A 16,266-nucleotide genomic window follows, 5' to 3' on the forward strand; every position below is an offset into this window, starting at 1 on the left:
TCCTCAGTTTTCCGAGCCGACGCTCGCGTACCGGCTCCGCGGCCGTTCAAGACCCAGCAATTCCCGGAACGTGCCGCCCTGGGCAACAGGCTTAAGCGCCCCGCGGCGCCGAAGCTCGGGCAGCACCAACTGCGCCAGCTCCTCGAGCTCTGCGTCCAGCACCGCTGGATGCAGCCGAACACCGTCGGCCACCGCAAGCAGCTCCGCCAGGAAATCAACGAGTTCCGCAGCCGTGCCGATGAAGCGCGCTCGGGAACTGGACCACGGAGTAAAGGCGTCCAGTTCGGCGAGCCGCGCAGAGGCGCTTTGCCCGCGCGAGTCAAGGACGACGTCGAGCTCCGCCACCACCGCCGGACCGCCCCCAACAACGGCGCCGCCCCCAGCGATAGCCCGACGCACCTCCGCCACCTCCGCGGCGAGCAGCGAAGGGGTCGGAGCGGACGCCAGCACCACATCGACGTTCGAAGGAAGCAAGCCAGCCTGCGCAACCACGGGCAACTGCCCCTGCAGCGGACGCGGAATGATCGAGGGTCCCTTCACCGAATACCGGGTCCCTGCGAAATCCGCTGGCGTCTCGAAGTCGACGTAGTGCAGCTTGTCGACGTCAAGGTACCGCCCGCTGGCCACGTCGCGGATCACCGCGTCGTCCTCCCAGGAATCCCAGAGCCGCCTGCCCACGTCCACCGACGCCGCGGCCTCCTGCGCCAACGCGGCACCTTCAGCAAAAGAGCGCCCGACGGCGGCAGCCTCCTCCGCGGAGCCGCTCGCCGCGACGAGCCAACCGGCCCGTCCGCCCGAGACAAGGTCCAGGCTCGCCAGCTGCGTCGAAACGTGGAAGGGCTCGGTGTAAACCGTGTCGACTTCCGGGACCAGCACAATCGAACTTGTCACTGGCCCGGCGAAGGCGGCCCGCTGCAAGGCGTTCAGACGGCCGGCAACGTCACGTCCGGAACTCACCGGCCCATCGGCGAACGTCGCCACATGAAACCCCGCCGACTCCGCCGCCAACACTGTGCTCCGGATCCGCGCACCGTTCAGCAACTCATCCGGGGCATGCCGGGCTTTGCGCCAGGCGGCTGGGTGGGCGCCGTCGCCGTCGAGCTCCAGGGCCAAGAATCCGGGCCGGCCTGGAGCCGTTTCACTGTGCGTGGACAAGATTCCTCCTGTGGTTTGCGTGGTCTGCGGTGATGGTTCCCGCGGCGTCAGGTGAGGTGGCGCCGGCGAATTCCGGACGGCCGCCGAAGAGATCCGCTGGCTCCCACAACGTGGTGGGCGCGGCGGCGCGGACCGCCGGGATGATCTCAAGCGCGAACCGCTCCAGGATCTCCAGTTGCTGTTCGAAGGGCAGCGTGGTCGGCAAGGAAATGGACTGCAGATCGTGGCCGTAGAGCGAGTGGTAGCTCAGGATCTTGTCGATGACCTGCTCCGGGCTGCCCACCAGTGCGGGACCTTCAGCCACAGCGTGGTCGATGTCCCGGAACGGCGAATTGTTGCCCGGGACGTTGCGTCCGATCGTCAACGCCTCGTAGACCGGCCCGAACTGGCGCTTGGCTTCCTGCGTGGTGTCCGCGATGAACACTCCGCCGGCTCCGGAACCCGAGCCGAGGTACTGGTGGCGCGGGTCGTGACCGTGGCGCTCATATTCCTCGCGGTAGTGGTCGATCAGGATCTTGTAGTTTTCGCGAGGCTGGATAGCGTTGGCGGTGAACAACGGATCCCCCCATTGGGCGGCGAGCGCGGCGGAGGTCAGGGTTGTAGCCGAGCCGTGCCAAATCCGCGGCGAACCCGCAAACGGTCGTGGCGTCGTCGTCGCTTCGGTCAATTCGGGCCGGAAACGGCCGGACCACGTGACGTTATCCTCACGCCACAGCCGCCGCAACAGTCCATATTTGTCGGCAAGCAGCTCCCACTGGTCATCGAGGGAGAGCCCGAACAGAGGGTACTGCAGCACTTCGTTGCCTTTGCCGATCACGAGTTCCAGGCGGCCCCGGCTCAATTGGTCGATCGTGGCGTAGTCTTCGGCCACCCGCACGGGATCCACCACGGACAAAACGGTGACACCGGTTTGGAGCCTGATGCGGCTGGTGACAGCAGCGATCGCGGCGAGGACCGTCGTCGGGGACGAAGAGATGAACTCACCGGCATGCCTCTCCCCTACCGCGAAACTGTCGAAACCCAGTTCCTCGGCCCGGCGGGCAGTCTGCACCACTTGGTTGAGCCGCTCCGCCGTCGAGACGATTACCCCCGTCACCGGGTTCTTCAGGTGCGGAATGATGTCGAGTACCTGGAACTTCACTGTGTTTTCCCTGTCTGGGCACTCCCGAAGTTGGCCTCGGTCACGGTCTTGGATTCCGGCAGGGCTTCCTCGCTCAGGCCCCAGCGCGCCAGGACCTTGCCGTAGGAACCGTCCTTGATGGCCGAATTCAAGGCATCCGTGATGGCCGGAGCCAGGCCGTTGCCTTTGAGGGTGGTAGCCGCGACGAGGGTCTCGGAGGGCCAGCCGGCATTGACCTCGCCCACCACTTTCAGGTCGTTCCGGGTGTTCTCGCGGTAGGAGACGGACGGGTAGGGCGCGATGTTCAAGTCTGTCCGGCCGGAGGAAAGCGCCAGGATGGTGTCGGCGTCGGAGGAGTAGTACTGCAGTGTTGCCGGGGCCTTGCCACGGGATTCGAGGTCCTTGTTCCAAGCGAGGAGGATCTTCTCCTGGTTGGTGCCCGAGCCCACCGAGACCTTCAACCCGGAGATGTCGTCCGCGCCCTTGATGTTGTACGTGGACGATTTCTTGGCCTCGAAGCCCATGTATGCGGCGCGGTATGTGGAGAAGTCGAACAGTTTCACCCGGTCCTTGTTGATGCCGACGTTCGAGAACACGGCTTCGAAGTCCCCGGACTGCGTCTTGAGCGGCCAGTTCTCCCAGGAGGTGACCTGCACGTCCAGTGCGAGCCCCAGCTTGTCGGCTACAAGTTGTGCAATGTCCACCTCGACGCCGATCGGGGTCTTGTCATCCGTGGCGTGGAAGGACAGCGGGATGGACCCGGCCGTGGTGGCGACCGTCAGTTTGCCGTCCTTGCCGATCGCAGGGGGAACCGCGGCTGCCGCGGCGGGGTCCTTCTGCGCCCGGATGCGGTTTTGCTCGGGCGAGGTGTTGTAGACGACGCCGTTGCGGGCAGTACTCGGGGATGGGCTGGCCGCGGCAGCCGACGCGCCCGGGTCGGAGCATCCGGCGAGCGCCGGGAGTACGACGGCGGGCAGCACCGCGAGCGCGAGGAGTTTGGTTTTGATGCGTGGCATTTTCAAAGATTCCTCAAATGTTGAAAGCTGGTTCGATGACTTTGGAGAAGAAGCTCCGCGTCCGCGGTTCGCGGGGGTTCGCGAAGATCTCCTGGGGACTGCCTTGCTCCACGATCTGGCCGTCGTCCATGAAAACCACGGTGTCCGCCACGTCACGGGCAAAGCCCATTTCGTGCGTGACGATGATCAACGTGGTGCCCGACGTGGCGAGTTCTCGGATGACGTCCAGGACCTCGTTGACCAACTCCGGATCCAGCGCCGAAGTGGGTTCGTCGAAGAGGAGGATCTTGGGGTCAAGGGCCAGCGCCCGTGCGATGGCAACGCGCTGTTGCTGGCCTCCGGACAATTGCCGTGGATAGGCATCGGCCCGGTCCTTGAGGCCCACGCGGTCCAGGAGTTCCAGCGCACGCTTGCGCGCTTCGGCCTTGTTCCGGTGGAGGGCGACGACGGGTGCTTCGGTCACGTTTTCCAGTGCGGTGAGGTGCGGGAACAGGTTGAAGTTCTGGAACACCATGCCGATGTCGGTGCGCTGCTTGAGGATGTCCTTTTCGCGCAGTTCGTGCAGCTTGTTTCCACGGACCTCGTAGCCCACTAATTGGCCGTCGATGGTGATGTACCCGCCGTCCACCTTTTCCAGGTGGTTGATGGTCCGCAGGAGCGTGGACTTCCCGGAGCCGGAGGGCCCCACGATCACTGCGACTCCGCCGGGCGGAACCGTTAGGGACACTCCTTTGAGGACTTCCGTGCCCCCAAAAGACTTGCGGACGTTGGTGATTTCCACGTGGCCGCGGGTTGGCTCTGTACTCATCGGGCGTCCTTCGCTCGGTCAAAATTCACGGCTGCGTGGGTGGAAAAGAAGTTCCTTGCCTTCTGCAGCGGAGTGAGCGGCAGGTTGCGGACGGCGCCCTTCGAGAAGTGCCGCTCGATGTAGTACTGGAAAACACTCAGGACCGAGGTAATCGCCACATACCAGAGGGTCGCCACGAGGAGCAGTGGAAGGACCTGCTGGGTGCGGTTATAGATGACCTGCACGGTGTAGAAGAGCTCGGAGTAGGCCAGGACGTAGACGATCGAGGTTCCCTTGACCAGGCCGATGATCTCGTTGAAAGCGGTGGGCAGGATGGCCCGCATGGCCTGCGGCAACACGATCCTGGTGGAGCGTCGCCAGGCCGGAATGCCCAGGGCCGCGGCTGCTTCGAGCTGGCCCTGGTCCACCGAGAGGATGCCGCCGCGGATGATCTCCGCAGAGTACGCCGCCTGGTTGAGGGTCAGGCCCAGGACGGCGGCTGCGAATTGGCTGATGAGCGTGGTGGTCTGGACCTCGAAGAAGCGGATATCTGTGAAGGGGAGACCTAAGCTGATTTTCTCGTAGAGATAACCGAGGTTGTACCAAAGCAGCATCTGCACCAACAATGGCGTGGAGCGGAAGATCCAGGAGAACGTCCAGGACACTGAGAGCAGCAGCGGCGAGGCCGAGAGCCTCATGAGTGCCAGGATGAAGCCGAGGACAAAGCCGAGCGCGCCGGAGATGGCCGTCAGCTTGAGTGTCTCCACCAGGCCGTTCACCACTGACTGCGCGGTGAACCATTGCGCCACCACACCCCATTCCCAGCGCGGGTTGGTCGCCAGCGACCACGCCACCGCGACGACGCCGAGCGCCACCAGCACGGTGCCTACCCAGCGCCATGGATGCCGGGCAGGTACCAGCTTGTAGCCGGAGTAGTCGGTTGCTGGCCGGGCGACGGCCGCCGTCGGGCCTTCTGCGGCGGCGCTGGCTGGCGCCGGTTCCGGTGCAGATTGCTGTGCGGACTGCGCCACTGTGGTTGCTGCTGAACTCATGCGCCACCTCGCTTCGTAGGGGTTGTTGGCTATCGGATGGCTGCCAATCTAGGGGCGCCCTCGAAGCGGCTGCAAGGCGGATTTTTGCACTTCTTCATGGGGCTTCATCGCGCTACTCGGCACTTAACAAGGCGCCATATGAGTCCGTTCTTTGCGTTAGTTGACGCGCCATGTCGCGGGGTGAACGGCCGTTACCCAGGCCTCGACCGAAGCCCCAAAGCGTCCATAGGCTCGGGTACCACCAGCCACCGCCAACAGGAGTTGCCATGCCGCCCTTAGCCCCCACGATCGTGTTCATTGGCGGTGGTCCGCGCTCTGCCGGCATCCTCGAACGGCTCGCAGCCAACAAACCGGACCTCTTCGATGGCCCCTTCTCCATCCACGTCGTCGAGCCGTACGAACCCGGTTCCGGGAGGATCTGGCGCTTTGACCAGAGCCCGGGACTCCTGCTCAACTCCACGGCAGCGGACGTCACGATGTTCACCGACAGTTCCGTGGCCTGCGATGGTCCCTCGGTGGACGGTCCGGGCCTCGCCGCATGGGCGGCCGGCGTGCGGGAGGGTTCCATCCGCGACGTTCCGCAGTTGGAGTCCCACCTCCGTGAGCAGCTCCGGACGCTCACACCGGCGTCCTTTCCCAGCCGCCAGCTCCAGAGCAAGTACCTCGAGTGGTTCTTCCGCAAGGCCGTCGAGGCACTCGGCCCGGACGTCACGGTGACGGTCCACCGGGACACGGCCACCGCCGTCGAACATCTTGCTCCAGGGCACGACGGCGGTGCGAAGTACCGCGTGCGGCTCGCCTCCGGTGGGGTCGTGGAGGCGGACATCGTGGTGTATTCGCTGGGGCACACGGACTCCCGGGCCGATCCGGAGTCCGCGCGTCTGACGGGGTTTGCCGCGCGCCACGGCGGGTTCCACGCGGCGCCGTCGTACACCACCGACGTCGACTACTCGGCGATAGCCCCCGGCCAGGACGTCCTGGTTTCGGGCATGGGGCTGGCGTTCGTGGACCTGCTGGTGCTCTTGTTCGAGGGCCGCGGCGGCCGCTTCGAAGACAGGCCCGACGGCGGTCTGGAGTATGTGCCGTCCGGCGCCGAGCCGCGGCTCTGGGCAGGCTCCCGGCGCGGAGTCCCCTACCACTCCAAGATCTCCTCGACCCTGCGAGGGGAACCCGGGGGCGACCCGCGGTACTTCACTGCCGCCGCCGTGGAATCGCTGCTCGCCGCTCACGAGGAGCTGGATTTCCGGACCCAGCTATGGCCGCTCATCGCCAAGGACGCCGGCTACGCCTATTACCGCGAGCTCTTCACCGGCTATCCGGCACGGGTCCACGGCGGCTGGGAAGAGTTTTCGGCGCGCTTCGATGCCCTGGACTGGTACGGCCGCGAACGCGAAGACCTCGTGGCCGCGGCCATCCCGGACCCGACCCTCCGGCTCGACCTCGAGGCCCTGGACCAACCATTCAGCGGCTGCGCCTTCGCAGACCATGCCGCCGTGCAAAGATCCGTGGCGGGCTACATCGAACGCGACCTCAAGCTCCGCACGAGCCCGGACCATTCGGAAACCTTGGCCTTGTTCACGGCCCTGCTCCGCGTCTACATGGAGCTCGGCCGGCTGGTCCCGCCGGAGCGGCTGAATTCGCGCTCCCAACAAGCGGTGCACGGTTGGTGGCACGGCTTCTTCAGCTTCGTGGATTCCGGACCGCCGCCCCACCGGCTGCGCGAAATCCTCGCCCTGCACAGGGCCGGGTTGCTGCAGTTCCTCGGCCCCGGCATGTGGGTGCGTCCGGACGAAGCCAGCGGCCGATTCGTGGCCGGTTCCTTCCAATCGCCCGTAGTGGTGGACGCTGCGGCGTACATCGAGGCCCGGTTGCCGTCGCCGTCGGTCACGCTATCGGCCAACCCCGCGCTGGCGGACCTGCACGACGCCGGATGGGGCACCGAACAGTCACTCCTCACCTCGGACGGCCCGCACTCCACCGGTAAGCTGTTGGTCTCGAGTTCGCACGAAGTCCTGGCTTCCGACGGCGGACGGCAGGCGGGCCTCTTCGCCGTCGGACCCTGGACCTCGGGGTGGGGCGCGGGTGCGTTCGCGCGGCCCGGCACCAACGCTGCACCGTTTCGCGAGAACGACGCCCTGGCCCGCCGCCTCCTGGCCGAACTCTCCGCCCGTCACCCACGCACCAGCCACCCAACTGACTCGCAGTTGTTGTCGTTTTGACGCCTCATAACGACAACAAATGCGAGTCAGTTGGGGAAATTCACGAAAGGCATGACATGACAACAACGCCAACCCTGCCGTCGTCGGGCCTTTCCGTCCTGACGCTGCCCATGTGCGATCCCCGGGTCAAGCCCCTCCTGGACGAACTCGCCGTCGAATACACCACGCGCTATGGCGACCTCTTCGGCACGGGTGGCGCGGCCGAAGAGCTCAACAGGTACCCGGCCGGCGAGTTTGCCGCGCCCCACGGTGCCCTCCTCATCCTGCAGGAGAACGGCGAAACCGTGGCGGGCGGGGCATTCCGCCGCTACGACTCCCGTACGGCGGAGCTCAAGCGGATTTGGACGCATTCGGCCCACCGCCGTCGTGGGCTGGCCCGCGTGGTCCTCAGGGAACTGGAGGCCGAGGCGTCCCGACGCGGCTACCGAAGGATCTACCTCACCACCGGTCCGCGGCAGCCCGAAGCCAAGAACCTGTACCTGGCCACTGGCTACACCCCGCTGTTCGACGTCGACGCGGATCCGGAAGAGATCAAGCACTTGGCGTTCACGAAGGACCTTGCACCCACTGAGGCGTGAGGTCTCGGGCCTTTCGGGCGCGCAAAGGGCAGAGATCTCACCCCTCGATTGCTACCCCTCGGCCTGGCGCGCGGCGGCTTCGATCCGGGCCCGGTGATCGGCCCATCCTTCGGGCGTTCTCTGAGACAAATTCAGGTCCCCGGGGCCTTTCCCGGCTGAGCCGTCGATAAGCTCACGAAGTATGTCGGCATGCCCCAAGTGCTGGGCTGTCTCGACGCTCATGTGCACCAAGATCTGATGGAGCGTCACATGGCGGCGTTCTTCGGGCCACCACGGCACTTCCCCGGGGGCGTCGAGTGGGAGCGACTCGATGGTTGCATCGCTGTGCTCGGCCGAGAACCGGTGCAGTTCGATGATCTCGTCCCTGCTCTCTTCCGGGGGAACCCACAGGTCCGCGTCGGCTTCGGCATCGTCGGCGAACCACGGTAAGTCCCGGCCGCTGGGCCGGCCAAAGACTTCCCCGAAGTACCCCAGCTCCACGCTGGCCACATGCTTGACCAGTCCCAGGAGGTTGGTTCCGGTGGGGGTCATGGGCCGGCGGACGTCGTACTCGTCGAGTCCGTCAAGCTTGGCGAGGAGCTCGCCGCGACGGGCGCGCAGGTATTTGAGCAGAATCCCTTTGTCATCCATCCGGGCACTATACCGTTGCCGTCGCGAGTGTGTACCGTCTGTGCATGGCGAAACTGATCTACGCAGGGATCATGTCCCTGGACGGCTACACCGCCGATGCAGAAGGAAAGTTCGACTGGAGCATGCCGGACGAAGAAGTGCACGCCTTCGTCAACGACCTTGAGCGGCCCATCGGCACGTACCTCTATGGCAGGCGAATGTACGAAGTCATGTCCGCATGGGAGGACATGTCCCTTTCCGAGGAGCCACCCGTCATGCGGGACTACGCCGAGATCTGGCGTGCTGCGGACAAGATCGTGTATTCCACGAGTTTGGAGAGTCTGTCCACCGCAAAGACACGGCTTGAGCGGGAGTTCGACGCCGGAGCCATCCGCGCGCTGAAAGAGTCGTCAGAGCAGGACATGTCCATTGGTGGCACGGTTCTAGCCGCCCAGGCCATCAAAGCCGGACTGGTGGATGAGTTCTGTCTCTTCCTCACGCCGGTGGTGGTTGGAGGCGGCAAACAATTCCTCCCCGACGGCGTGGGCCTGGCCCTTGAGCTGTTGGACGAACGTCGCTTTGGCAACGGCGTCGTCTACCTCAGGTACGCCAAACGATCGTAAGCAGTCAGGCAAATTTTTCCGCCAAACTGCGTCCCTGCACCACTAGGCTATGCGCATGGCCAAGAAAACCACAGCTGAAAAACTTGCCACGATCCAGCAGGGATACACCCTCGACGGGCCCACGATCGAGCTGGGTGCCGCCATCGTCGACGGTGAAGTCCATAAAGAAGCGCAAGTCCGGTTGCCGCTGTCCATGATGAACCGGCACGGCCTGGTTGCCGGTGCCACGGGCACCGGCAAGACGGTCACCCTGCACATGATGGCAGAACAGCTCTCCACTGCCGGAGTCCCCGTGTTCTTGGCGGACATCAAAGGAGACCTTTCAGGACTCGCCACCGCCGCGACTGCCAGCGAAAAACTCACGGCCCGCACCGCGAGCCTCGGCCAACAGTGGGTGGGCAAGGCTTTTCCTGTCGAGTTTCTCTCGCTGGGCGGGGATGGCAACGGCGTTCCCGTCCGCGCAACGATCACCTCGTTCGGCCCGATCCTGCTTTCGCGCATCATGGAGCTCAACGACACCCAAGAATCCAGCCTGCAGCTGATCTTCCATTTCGCCGACCAGAAAAAACTCGAACTGATCGACCTCAAAGACCTGCGGGCAGTCATCCAGTTCCTGACCTCGGATGAGGGCAAGGCTGAACTCGAGGACCTCGGCGGACTATCCAAGGCCACGGCCGGCGTCATCCTGCGCGAGCTCGTGAATCTCGAGGCCCAAGGCATGGAGAAGTTCTTCGGCGAGCCGGAATTCGATACCGCGGAACTTCTCCGAACGGCCCCGGACGGCCGCGGTGTGATCAGTTGCCTCGAATTGCCGACGCTCCAGACCAAACCCATGCTGTTCTCGACGTTCCTCATGTGGCTGCTTGCCGACCTGTTCGAAGATCTGCCCGAGGCGGGAGACCTGGACAAGCCCAAGCTGGTGTTCTTCCTCGACGAGGCCCACCTGCTCTTCACCGGCGCATCCAAGGCCTTCCTCGAAGCCATCACCACCACGGTACGGCTCATCCGGTCCAAGGGGGTCGGGATATTCTTCGTCACGCAGACGCCCAGGGATGTTCCTGCCGCCGTCCTCGGCCAGCTTGCCAACCGGGTCCAGCACGCCCTGCGCGCGTTCACCCCGGAGGATGCCAAAGCCCTCAAGGCCACCGTGTCCACGTTCCCCGTAAGCGATTACGACCTTGCGGAAACCCTGACCTCCGCCGGTATCGGCGAAGCGGTCATCACCGTCATGAACGAAAGGGGCGCGCCCACCCCCGTGGCGCTGACGAAGCTGCGTGCCCCGGAATCGGTGATGGGACCCAGCACGGACGAGCTGATCGGCGGCACCATCGCGGCTTCCCCGCTGCTTCCGAAATACGGCACGGCCGTGGACAACATTTCAGCCTACGAGAAACTCAGCGGTAAAGCCGCCGCACCCTCCACTGGAGAAGCGGCCCCCGGTCGGCCGCCGGCACTTGACCCCCATGCCGTTGATGCAGAGGCCCGCAGGATCGAGGAAGAAATCCTTGGCCGTCCCAGCAGTCGTCCACTGCCAGGCTCCGCGCCCATAGAGTGGCCGTCCGCACCGGTACCTGCCAACGCACCGGCACCTGCGCCGCAGCAAGACGGGATGATGGGCGACCTCGCAGGCGTCCTGGGTGGTGCGCTCGGCGGCGGAATGAAGAGCATGGCGCGGTCCCTCGGTACGCAGCTCGGCCGGGAACTACTCCGCGGAGTGTTCGGAACCTCATCGCGCCGGCGACGCTAAAACGGAGCTGCCGCCCGCCGTCGGGCCCTTCCCTCAAGGCATGTTCAGCCGTCACGTGAGGGAAGGATGCCGGTGTATCGCTGAACCGGCGGGTAACGTAAAGGGCGTGCAGTTGAGTCAAGCGTTGGTCAAGACCGCGGCCGGGTGGCTGCTCGGTCTGATGCTTGCTGTGGCCGCGGCGGTCGTTTCGATCAACCTGGTGAGCAACTCCATAGCCAGCCCGCAGCAGCAAGTTCGAGATTACCTCTCTGCCCTGCAGAAGGGGCACGGCGGGGAAGCCCTCGGGCTCCTGCACGCGTCCGTGCCCAACGCCAATGCGGCCATGCTGGACGGTACCGCCCTGCAGACGGCGGCGTCGAAGATCACCGATATCAAGCTCGGCAACGCCGAATCCCGTGGCGGCAACCGGGTGACGGTCCCCATGGACTACCAGATCGACGGCAAGGCCCTGCACTCGGACTTCCTGCTGGAACGGACGGGCACCGAGTGGCTGTTCTTCGGAAAGTGGTCATTCGTGCCGTCATCCTTGCCGACCATTGAGGTCACCGTGGTGAACGCCAACGAGGCGAACCTGAACGGCGTCCCGGTGAACTTGCCCAACGGCCGCAACAGCTTTGCCGTTTTCTACCCCGGCCAGTACGAAGCCAGCCTCGCCGGCAAATACTTCTCTGCGCCGACTACCAGCACCTCGGTGACTACCGGCGCCCTGCCTCAGGCACCCCTCAACCTTCTGACAAAGCCTACGGACGCCATGATCAAGGTGGTGAGCGACAAGGTCAAGGAATTCCTGGACACCTGCGCCGCTGACGCCACCAAGCAACAAAAGCTCCAGCCCGACTGCCCGTTCTACCACGTGACCAACAGCCGGGTGGTGGATGGCACCATCAAATGGCAGATCACGGAGTATCCCAAGGTCAGCATCGACCCCTTTAACGGCCAGTGGGTTGTGGCGCCCCTCAACGGCAAAGCCAAGGTAACAGCCCGCGAAATCGACCTCTTCAGCGGGCAAGTGGGCGACCTCAGCGCCGTTCACGACTTCAGCTTCACCACCCGGCTGGACATAGGCGCGGACACCATCACGGTCACGCCGCTGGTGAGCTTCTAGCTTCGACGGCGGCCCGCGCCCCAGCGTGACGCGGCTCAAGCCGCGCCAGCACCTGCCTAGTCCATCCCGCGCAGGTCAAGCACCAGCTCGGAGTCGCCGTCGGCCTGCAGGACCACGGGGATGCCCCAGTCCTGCTGGTAGAGGTGGCACGCGGCGTGATCGGGGATTTCGCCGTCATCGGTCTCCGGGCCATCGCACGCAGCCGCGCGTGCCGTGATGTGGAGGATCCCCTCAGGCACGTCGGCAGACAGCTCAAGGGTCCGCAGCAGCCCCACGGACGTGCCACCACCCGAAAGCAGCAGCTCGGGCGGGGTCGACGAAATCTTCAGCTGGGTCGGGTCGCCCCAGCGGTCGTCGAGCTTCTGGCCGGTCGGGGCCGTGAAGCGCACGATGAGCTCCAGGTTCCCTGGCGCCACTGGACTCTTGGGCCGCTGCGTCTGGGATGCGCCCTCGTCCACCTGCTGGGCTTCCTTGGGGATGGGAACCAGGACCAGTTGATGCTTGTTGGATTCGACGACCACCAGGAGCGGTTCGCCGCCTTCCGGGTAGACCACGACGACGTCGCTCGGCTCGGCGAGCCCCCGCGCCAAGGTGGACACTGCCTTTGTCGCGGGGTCGTAGCGCCGCACGGCACCGTTGTAGGTGTCGGCGATGGCGACCGAGCCATCTGGGAGCACTGTGACACCCAGGGGGTGCTGCAGGCGGGCCGCCGTGGCCTCGCCGTCCCGGAAACCGAAATCGAACAGGCCCTTGCCCACGGCAGACTCAACGGTCACGCCAGTTTCGCCAAGGACCAGGCGCCGCAACGCCGAGGTCTCGGAGTCGGCCACCCAGATGTTGTCGTCCGCATCCACGGCCAGGCCGGAAGGCTGGGCGAACCAGGCTTCCTCGGCGGGTCCGTCAAGCAAACCTTCAAGGCCCGATCCGGCCAGGATGGATACCTCGCCGCTGAGAGGCTCGAAGGCAAAGATCTGGTGTGTGCCGGCCATTGCGATGACGATCCGCTGGAGCTTCTCGCTCCACACGACGTCCCACGGCGAGGACAGGGACACTCCGGCCCCGACACCCAGTACCCCGACGTCGACCGCGTCGGCCGCGAAGTCAGCCGGACCGGCGTCGTGGTGTTCAGCCCAAACGCCGGCACCGCTTTCCGTCACCCGGGCAGGGCCGGCGTCGAGCAAGCGCTGAACGCCGTTGCCGGCAACTGTCTGCACATAACCCGAGCTGAGCGTGACGCCGCGGAGGCGGTGGTTCACGGTATCCGCGACCACTGCTTCGTACCCAAGCTGCCATGCCAGCGACGACGGGAGGACCGCCACGCCCTGCGGCTCGTTGAACTGGGCAATTTCCGCCGCGCCGTCGAGGTACCCCTTGGTTCCGGAGCCGATGACACGCTCCACAGTCTCGAGGTCAGGACGAAGTTCCACCAAACGGTGGTGGCCGGAATCGACGACCAGGTAGTTGCCGTTGTCCAGCTGGGTCGCCTTGCCGGGAAAGCGCAGGGTGCCCGACGTCGGGACCGGAGCGACGTAGGGGCCGTCACCACGGTGGAGGGTCCCCTTGGCTTCGTGCTCGGCCACCAGCTCCTCGAGGAGCACCGCAAGGCCGTCTGCGTGGCCCTCACCGGAAAGGTGCGCCACGATGTATCCCTCAGGATCCACAACCACCAGCGTCGGCCAGGCGCGGGCCGTGTAGGCCTTCCACGTGGCGAGCTCGGGGTCGTCCAGAACGGGGTGGTGGATTTCGTAGCGCTCCACAGCGGATGCGAGGGCCACGGGGTCGGCCTCGTGCTCGAACTTGGGAGAGTGCACGCCCACGGTGACCAGGACGTCGGAGTATTTTTCCTCGAGCGGGCGCAGCTCATCCAGGACATGCAGGCAGTTGATGCAGCAGAACGTCCAGAAGTCCAGCAGCACGATCTTGCCGCGCAGCGCTTCCAAGTCCAGGGTCTTGCCACCGGTGTTGAGCCAGCCACGGCCCACGAGTTCAGAGGCGCGGACACGCAGTTGGGTGCGTACGGATTCGCTCATCAGCGTCCTTCCAGGTTGGTCTTGCTTTCGGGCTGCTTGACGTCCCGATCAATCAGTTTCGCATCGCGGTCTGCAAGCCGCGCAAACATATCGTTGTAAGCATTAAGGTCGGCGTCGTTATTCCTGTCCGCCGCCCGGTCGGTGCGTTTGGTCTCCCGCTCATCCGAACGCGACCACATGACCGCGACGCCGATCGCCACCAGCAAGGTGGGAACTTCGCCGATTCCCCAGGCCACGGCACCGCCTGTCTGCTGGTCCAGCAGCGCCGATTGGCCCCAGGTCCGGCCGAGGTTGCCGAAGTAGTCGGCTGCGAGAAGCCCGGTGCCTCCCATGATGGACACGCCGAAGAATGCGTGGAAGCCCATCGTGGCGAGCAAGAGGAGCAAACGCATGGGGTAGGGCGCCCGTCGGGGCAGCGGGTCGGTGCCGATCATGGTGAGGACAAAGATGTAGCCGGTCAGCAGGAAGTGCAGGTTCATCAGCTCATGCCCGACGTGCTCACGCATCGCCCAGCCGAAGGCGTCCGAGAAGTAGAACAGAACGATCGAACCGGCAAAGTTCGCGGCGGCAAACAGTGGGTGCGTCACCACCTGGGAGAACTTCGAGTGAACAAACACCAGGAGCCACTCACGAAGGCCACGGGAGCCGTCCCCGCGCGACCCTTCGCCGCGTGACGGCAGGGCCCGCAATGCCAAGGTCACCGGCGAACCCAGGACCAGGAACAGGGGCGCCACCATCGTCAATGCCATATGGTCCACCATGTGCGCGGAGAACAGTATGCGGCCGTAGACCGACGGCGGTCCGGACGTGATGTAGGTCAGGACCAGCAGGCCGATCATCCAGTTCACGGCACGGAACCAGGACCAGGAGTCGCCGCGGCGGCGGACCTTGACCACGCCAAGGATGTAGCTCGCCGCGCCGAAGAGGGCCACGGCCACCCAAAGCCAGTCGAAGCGCCACTCGGTCAACCAGCGGGCGGGCGTCAGTTCAGGCGGCAGCTCGTAACCGGACAGGATAAAGGCCGGCGAGGCGTCCGGCGCGTAGGTGGTGGGCAGCGGCGGCGCCGAACTGGCCAGCGCGACGGCGAGTCCCGACGTCGCGCCCATCACCAGAAGTTCAACCAACACCAGCTGCCACAGCACGCGACGCGTGGTCATCGACTTGCGGCCCAGCTGCGGAATCACCCACTGGCGGTGCATGAACCCGATACCGCCGAGGACAATCGTGGCCAGCGCTTTTGCCAGGATGATCTGCCCGTAGGGGGTGCCGACCAAAGCCGAAAAGCTTGTGACGCGGATGCTCGCGTTAACGACGCCCGACGCGAAGACGAGGACGAAGGCAAAGCCGGCCAACGCGGAGAACCGGCGGAGGGTCTGCTCCGTAATGTCCTTGGTACCTGTTGCCTTGGAACCCCGCAGGAGGCTCGAGAGGACCGCAAGCATGATGATGCCGCCCACCCAGGTGGATACGCCCACTAAGTGAAGGCCAAGCGAATTGATGGCGCCCTCATGGTCGCTGGAACTCGCGGAGTGGCCGATCAGTGCGCTCGGCACCAGTCCGCCCAGGGCCAGGACAAGCGTCAAAGCGAGTCCCGCCAACGAGCGGACGCCGAACAACGCCGTCGTGACAATCGCGGCGATGATCGTCACCGCGAGCCACGCCTGGCCCGTCTGGATGTCCGTCATGAAGTAGACGAGAGAAGCGGTGAACTGCGCGTCCCCGGAGAGGCTCTGCCCGGCCACGTCCGCGTACGTCAGCACAAGGACCGCGACGGCGGAGAGAGTCCAGGCTGCGCCTGCTGCTGCCGCTACTGCCAAGGCGCGCGTGAATGCGGGGTGCTCTGGGGCGTCGTCGCCCTTGGATCGGGATATGTGCTTGGGAAGGATCACGACGGCGAAGATCAGTCCGCCGATCACAGTCGCCAAGGACACGTTGTGAATCGATTTGGCGACGGGCAGGCCCCAGCGGACCAAGGCGCCCGGGTCAGAGACCTGCCGCGCGGCTGAAGCGCCGGAGAAGATCAGAGCACCCGCGAGAGCCAGGAAGAGCGCAGCGAAGCCCGCAAGCTGCCACGGCAAGGAGATCCCTTCCACGGCAGCGCCTGCCTTGGTTCCCGGCTTGGAAGCGGGCGAAGGGGCAGTGGCGGGAGTTTTGGCGGATGGCACCTATCCATTGTCCGCTAACGTCGGCGGCGCGGCGAATCGGGCGGATTAAAGCAGAAAGGC

General features: G+C 65.1%; 13 protein-coding genes. 5 read left to right on the plus strand and 8 right to left on the minus strand.

The features are described from left to right. Window positions 1-3 precede the first annotated feature (3 nt). The 5 genes from LFT47_RS19665 to LFT47_RS19685 are packed head-to-tail and all read right to left on the minus strand — an operon-like array spanning window position 4 to window position 5,130. A complete protein-coding gene (locus tag LFT47_RS19665; RefSeq protein ID WP_442863420.1) occupies window positions 4-1,155 on the minus strand; it encodes an LLM class flavin-dependent oxidoreductase in 1,152 nt (383 codons plus the stop codon). Then, a complete protein-coding gene (locus LFT47_RS19670; RefSeq protein WP_236813372.1) occupies window positions 1,139-2,296 on the minus strand; it encodes an LLM class flavin-dependent oxidoreductase in 1,158 nt (385 codons plus the stop codon). Before LFT47_RS19670 ends, LFT47_RS19665 begins: the two co-directional genes overlap by 17 nt. Beyond that, entirely contained in the window at window positions 2,293-3,291 is a 999-nt protein-coding gene (locus LFT47_RS19675) for an ABC transporter substrate-binding protein (RefSeq protein WP_236813374.1), read from the minus strand. Before LFT47_RS19675 ends, LFT47_RS19670 begins: the two co-directional genes overlap by 4 nt. 13 nt (window positions 3,292-3,304) lie before the next feature. After that, window positions 3,305-4,099 (minus strand): amino acid ABC transporter ATP-binding protein, encoded by a 795-nt coding sequence (locus LFT47_RS19680; RefSeq protein WP_236813375.1) that lies wholly within the window; start codon window positions 4,097-4,099, stop codon window positions 3,305-3,307. After that, the gene (locus LFT47_RS19685; RefSeq protein WP_236813378.1) at window positions 4,096-5,130 is read right to left on the minus strand and encodes an amino acid ABC transporter permease; all 1,035 of its coding nucleotides are present in this window, start codon (window positions 5,128-5,130) and stop codon (window positions 4,096-4,098) included. Before LFT47_RS19685 ends, LFT47_RS19680 begins: the two co-directional genes overlap by 4 nt. Window positions 5,131-5,396: 266 nt before the next feature. Between LFT47_RS19685 and LFT47_RS19690 the strand changes: the two genes are divergently transcribed. Then, window positions 5,397-7,349: an FAD/NAD(P)-binding protein gene (locus LFT47_RS19690; protein ID WP_236813380.1), complete on the plus strand. Its 1,953-nt coding sequence runs from the start codon at window positions 5,397-5,399 to the stop codon at window positions 7,347-7,349. Between the two features lie 56 nt (window positions 7,350-7,405). Beyond that, window positions 7,406-7,927, plus strand: a complete 522-nt coding sequence (locus LFT47_RS19695) for a GNAT family N-acetyltransferase (protein WP_236813382.1) — start codon at window positions 7,406-7,408, stop codon at window positions 7,925-7,927. A gap of 51 nt (window positions 7,928-7,978) precedes the next feature. Here LFT47_RS19695 and LFT47_RS19700 read toward each other — a convergent pair whose 3' ends face one another. Then, window positions 7,979-8,557 carry a mycothiol transferase gene (locus LFT47_RS19700; RefSeq protein ID WP_236813384.1) on the minus strand — a complete coding sequence of 193 codons (579 nt, stop codon included), beginning with the start codon at window positions 8,555-8,557 and terminating at the stop codon, window positions 7,979-7,981. Window positions 8,558-8,601: 44 nt separating this feature from the next. Between LFT47_RS19700 and LFT47_RS19705 the strand changes: the two genes are divergently transcribed. The 3 genes from LFT47_RS19705 (at window position 8,602) to LFT47_RS19715 (ending at window position 12,011) form a co-directional block, all read left to right on the plus strand. Beyond that, on the plus strand, window positions 8,602-9,159 hold the full coding sequence (locus LFT47_RS19705; RefSeq protein WP_236813386.1) for a dihydrofolate reductase family protein: 558 nt from the start codon (window positions 8,602-8,604) through the stop codon (window positions 9,157-9,159). A 55-nt stretch (window positions 9,160-9,214) separates the two neighbouring features. Continuing rightward, window positions 9,215-10,906 carry a helicase HerA-like domain-containing protein gene (locus tag LFT47_RS19710; RefSeq protein WP_236813388.1) on the plus strand — a complete coding sequence of 564 codons (1,692 nt, stop codon included), beginning with the start codon at window positions 9,215-9,217 and terminating at the stop codon, window positions 10,904-10,906. 112 nt (window positions 10,907-11,018) lie between these two features. Continuing rightward, on the plus strand, window positions 11,019-12,011 hold the full coding sequence (locus tag LFT47_RS19715) for a hypothetical protein (RefSeq protein ID WP_236818721.1): 993 nt from the start codon (window positions 11,019-11,021) through the stop codon (window positions 12,009-12,011). Window positions 12,012-12,067: 56 nt separating this feature from the next. Here LFT47_RS19715 and LFT47_RS19720 read toward each other — a convergent pair whose 3' ends face one another. Together LFT47_RS19720 and LFT47_RS19725 are read right to left on the minus strand one after the other, a co-directional pair. Then, the gene (locus LFT47_RS19720) at window positions 12,068-14,041 is read right to left on the minus strand and encodes an NHL domain-containing thioredoxin family protein (RefSeq protein WP_236813390.1); all 1,974 of its coding nucleotides are present in this window, start codon (window positions 14,039-14,041) and stop codon (window positions 12,068-12,070) included. After that, complete coding sequence (locus LFT47_RS19725) at window positions 14,041-16,206, minus strand: cytochrome c oxidase assembly protein (RefSeq protein ID WP_236813392.1); 2,166 nt, start codon at window positions 16,204-16,206, stop codon at window positions 14,041-14,043. The genes LFT47_RS19720 and LFT47_RS19725 overlap by 1 nt, the downstream gene beginning before the upstream one ends. Window positions 16,207-16,266: the final 60 nt, after the last annotated feature.

Source organism: Arthrobacter sp. FW306-2-2C-D06B (genome assembly GCF_021789175.1).
Lineage (GTDB): Bacteria > Actinomycetota > Actinomycetes > Actinomycetales > Micrococcaceae > Arthrobacter.

Excerpts from the sequence above, each read along its gene's own strand:
- LFT47_RS19705 (WP_236813386.1), top strand. The coding sequence starts at position 8,602 with ATGGCGAAACTGATCTACGCAGGGATCATGTCCCTGGACGGCTACACC.
- LFT47_RS19710 (WP_236813388.1), top strand. The coding sequence starts at position 9,215 with ATGGCCAAGAAAACCACAGCTGAAAAACTTGCCACGATCCAGCAGGGA.
- LFT47_RS19700 (WP_236813384.1), bottom strand. The coding sequence starts at position 8,557 with ATGGATGACAAAGGGATTCTGCTCAAATACCTGCGCGCCCGTCGCGGC.
- LFT47_RS19675 (WP_236813374.1), bottom strand. The coding sequence starts at position 3,291 with ATGCCACGCATCAAAACCAAACTCCTCGCGCTCGCGGTGCTGCCCGCC.
- LFT47_RS19685 (WP_236813378.1), bottom strand. The coding sequence starts at position 5,130 with ATGAGTTCAGCAGCAACCACAGTGGCGCAGTCCGCACAGCAATCTGCA.
- LFT47_RS19695 (WP_236813382.1), top strand. The coding sequence starts at position 7,406 with ATGACAACAACGCCAACCCTGCCGTCGTCGGGCCTTTCCGTCCTGACG.
- LFT47_RS19720 (WP_236813390.1), bottom strand. The coding sequence starts at position 14,041 with ATGAGCGAATCCGTACGCACCCAACTGCGTGTCCGCGCCTCTGAACTC.
- LFT47_RS19680 (WP_236813375.1), bottom strand. The coding sequence starts at position 4,099 with ATGAGTACAGAGCCAACCCGCGGCCACGTGGAAATCACCAACGTCCGC.
- LFT47_RS19690 (WP_236813380.1), top strand. The coding sequence starts at position 5,397 with ATGCCGCCCTTAGCCCCCACGATCGTGTTCATTGGCGGTGGTCCGCGC.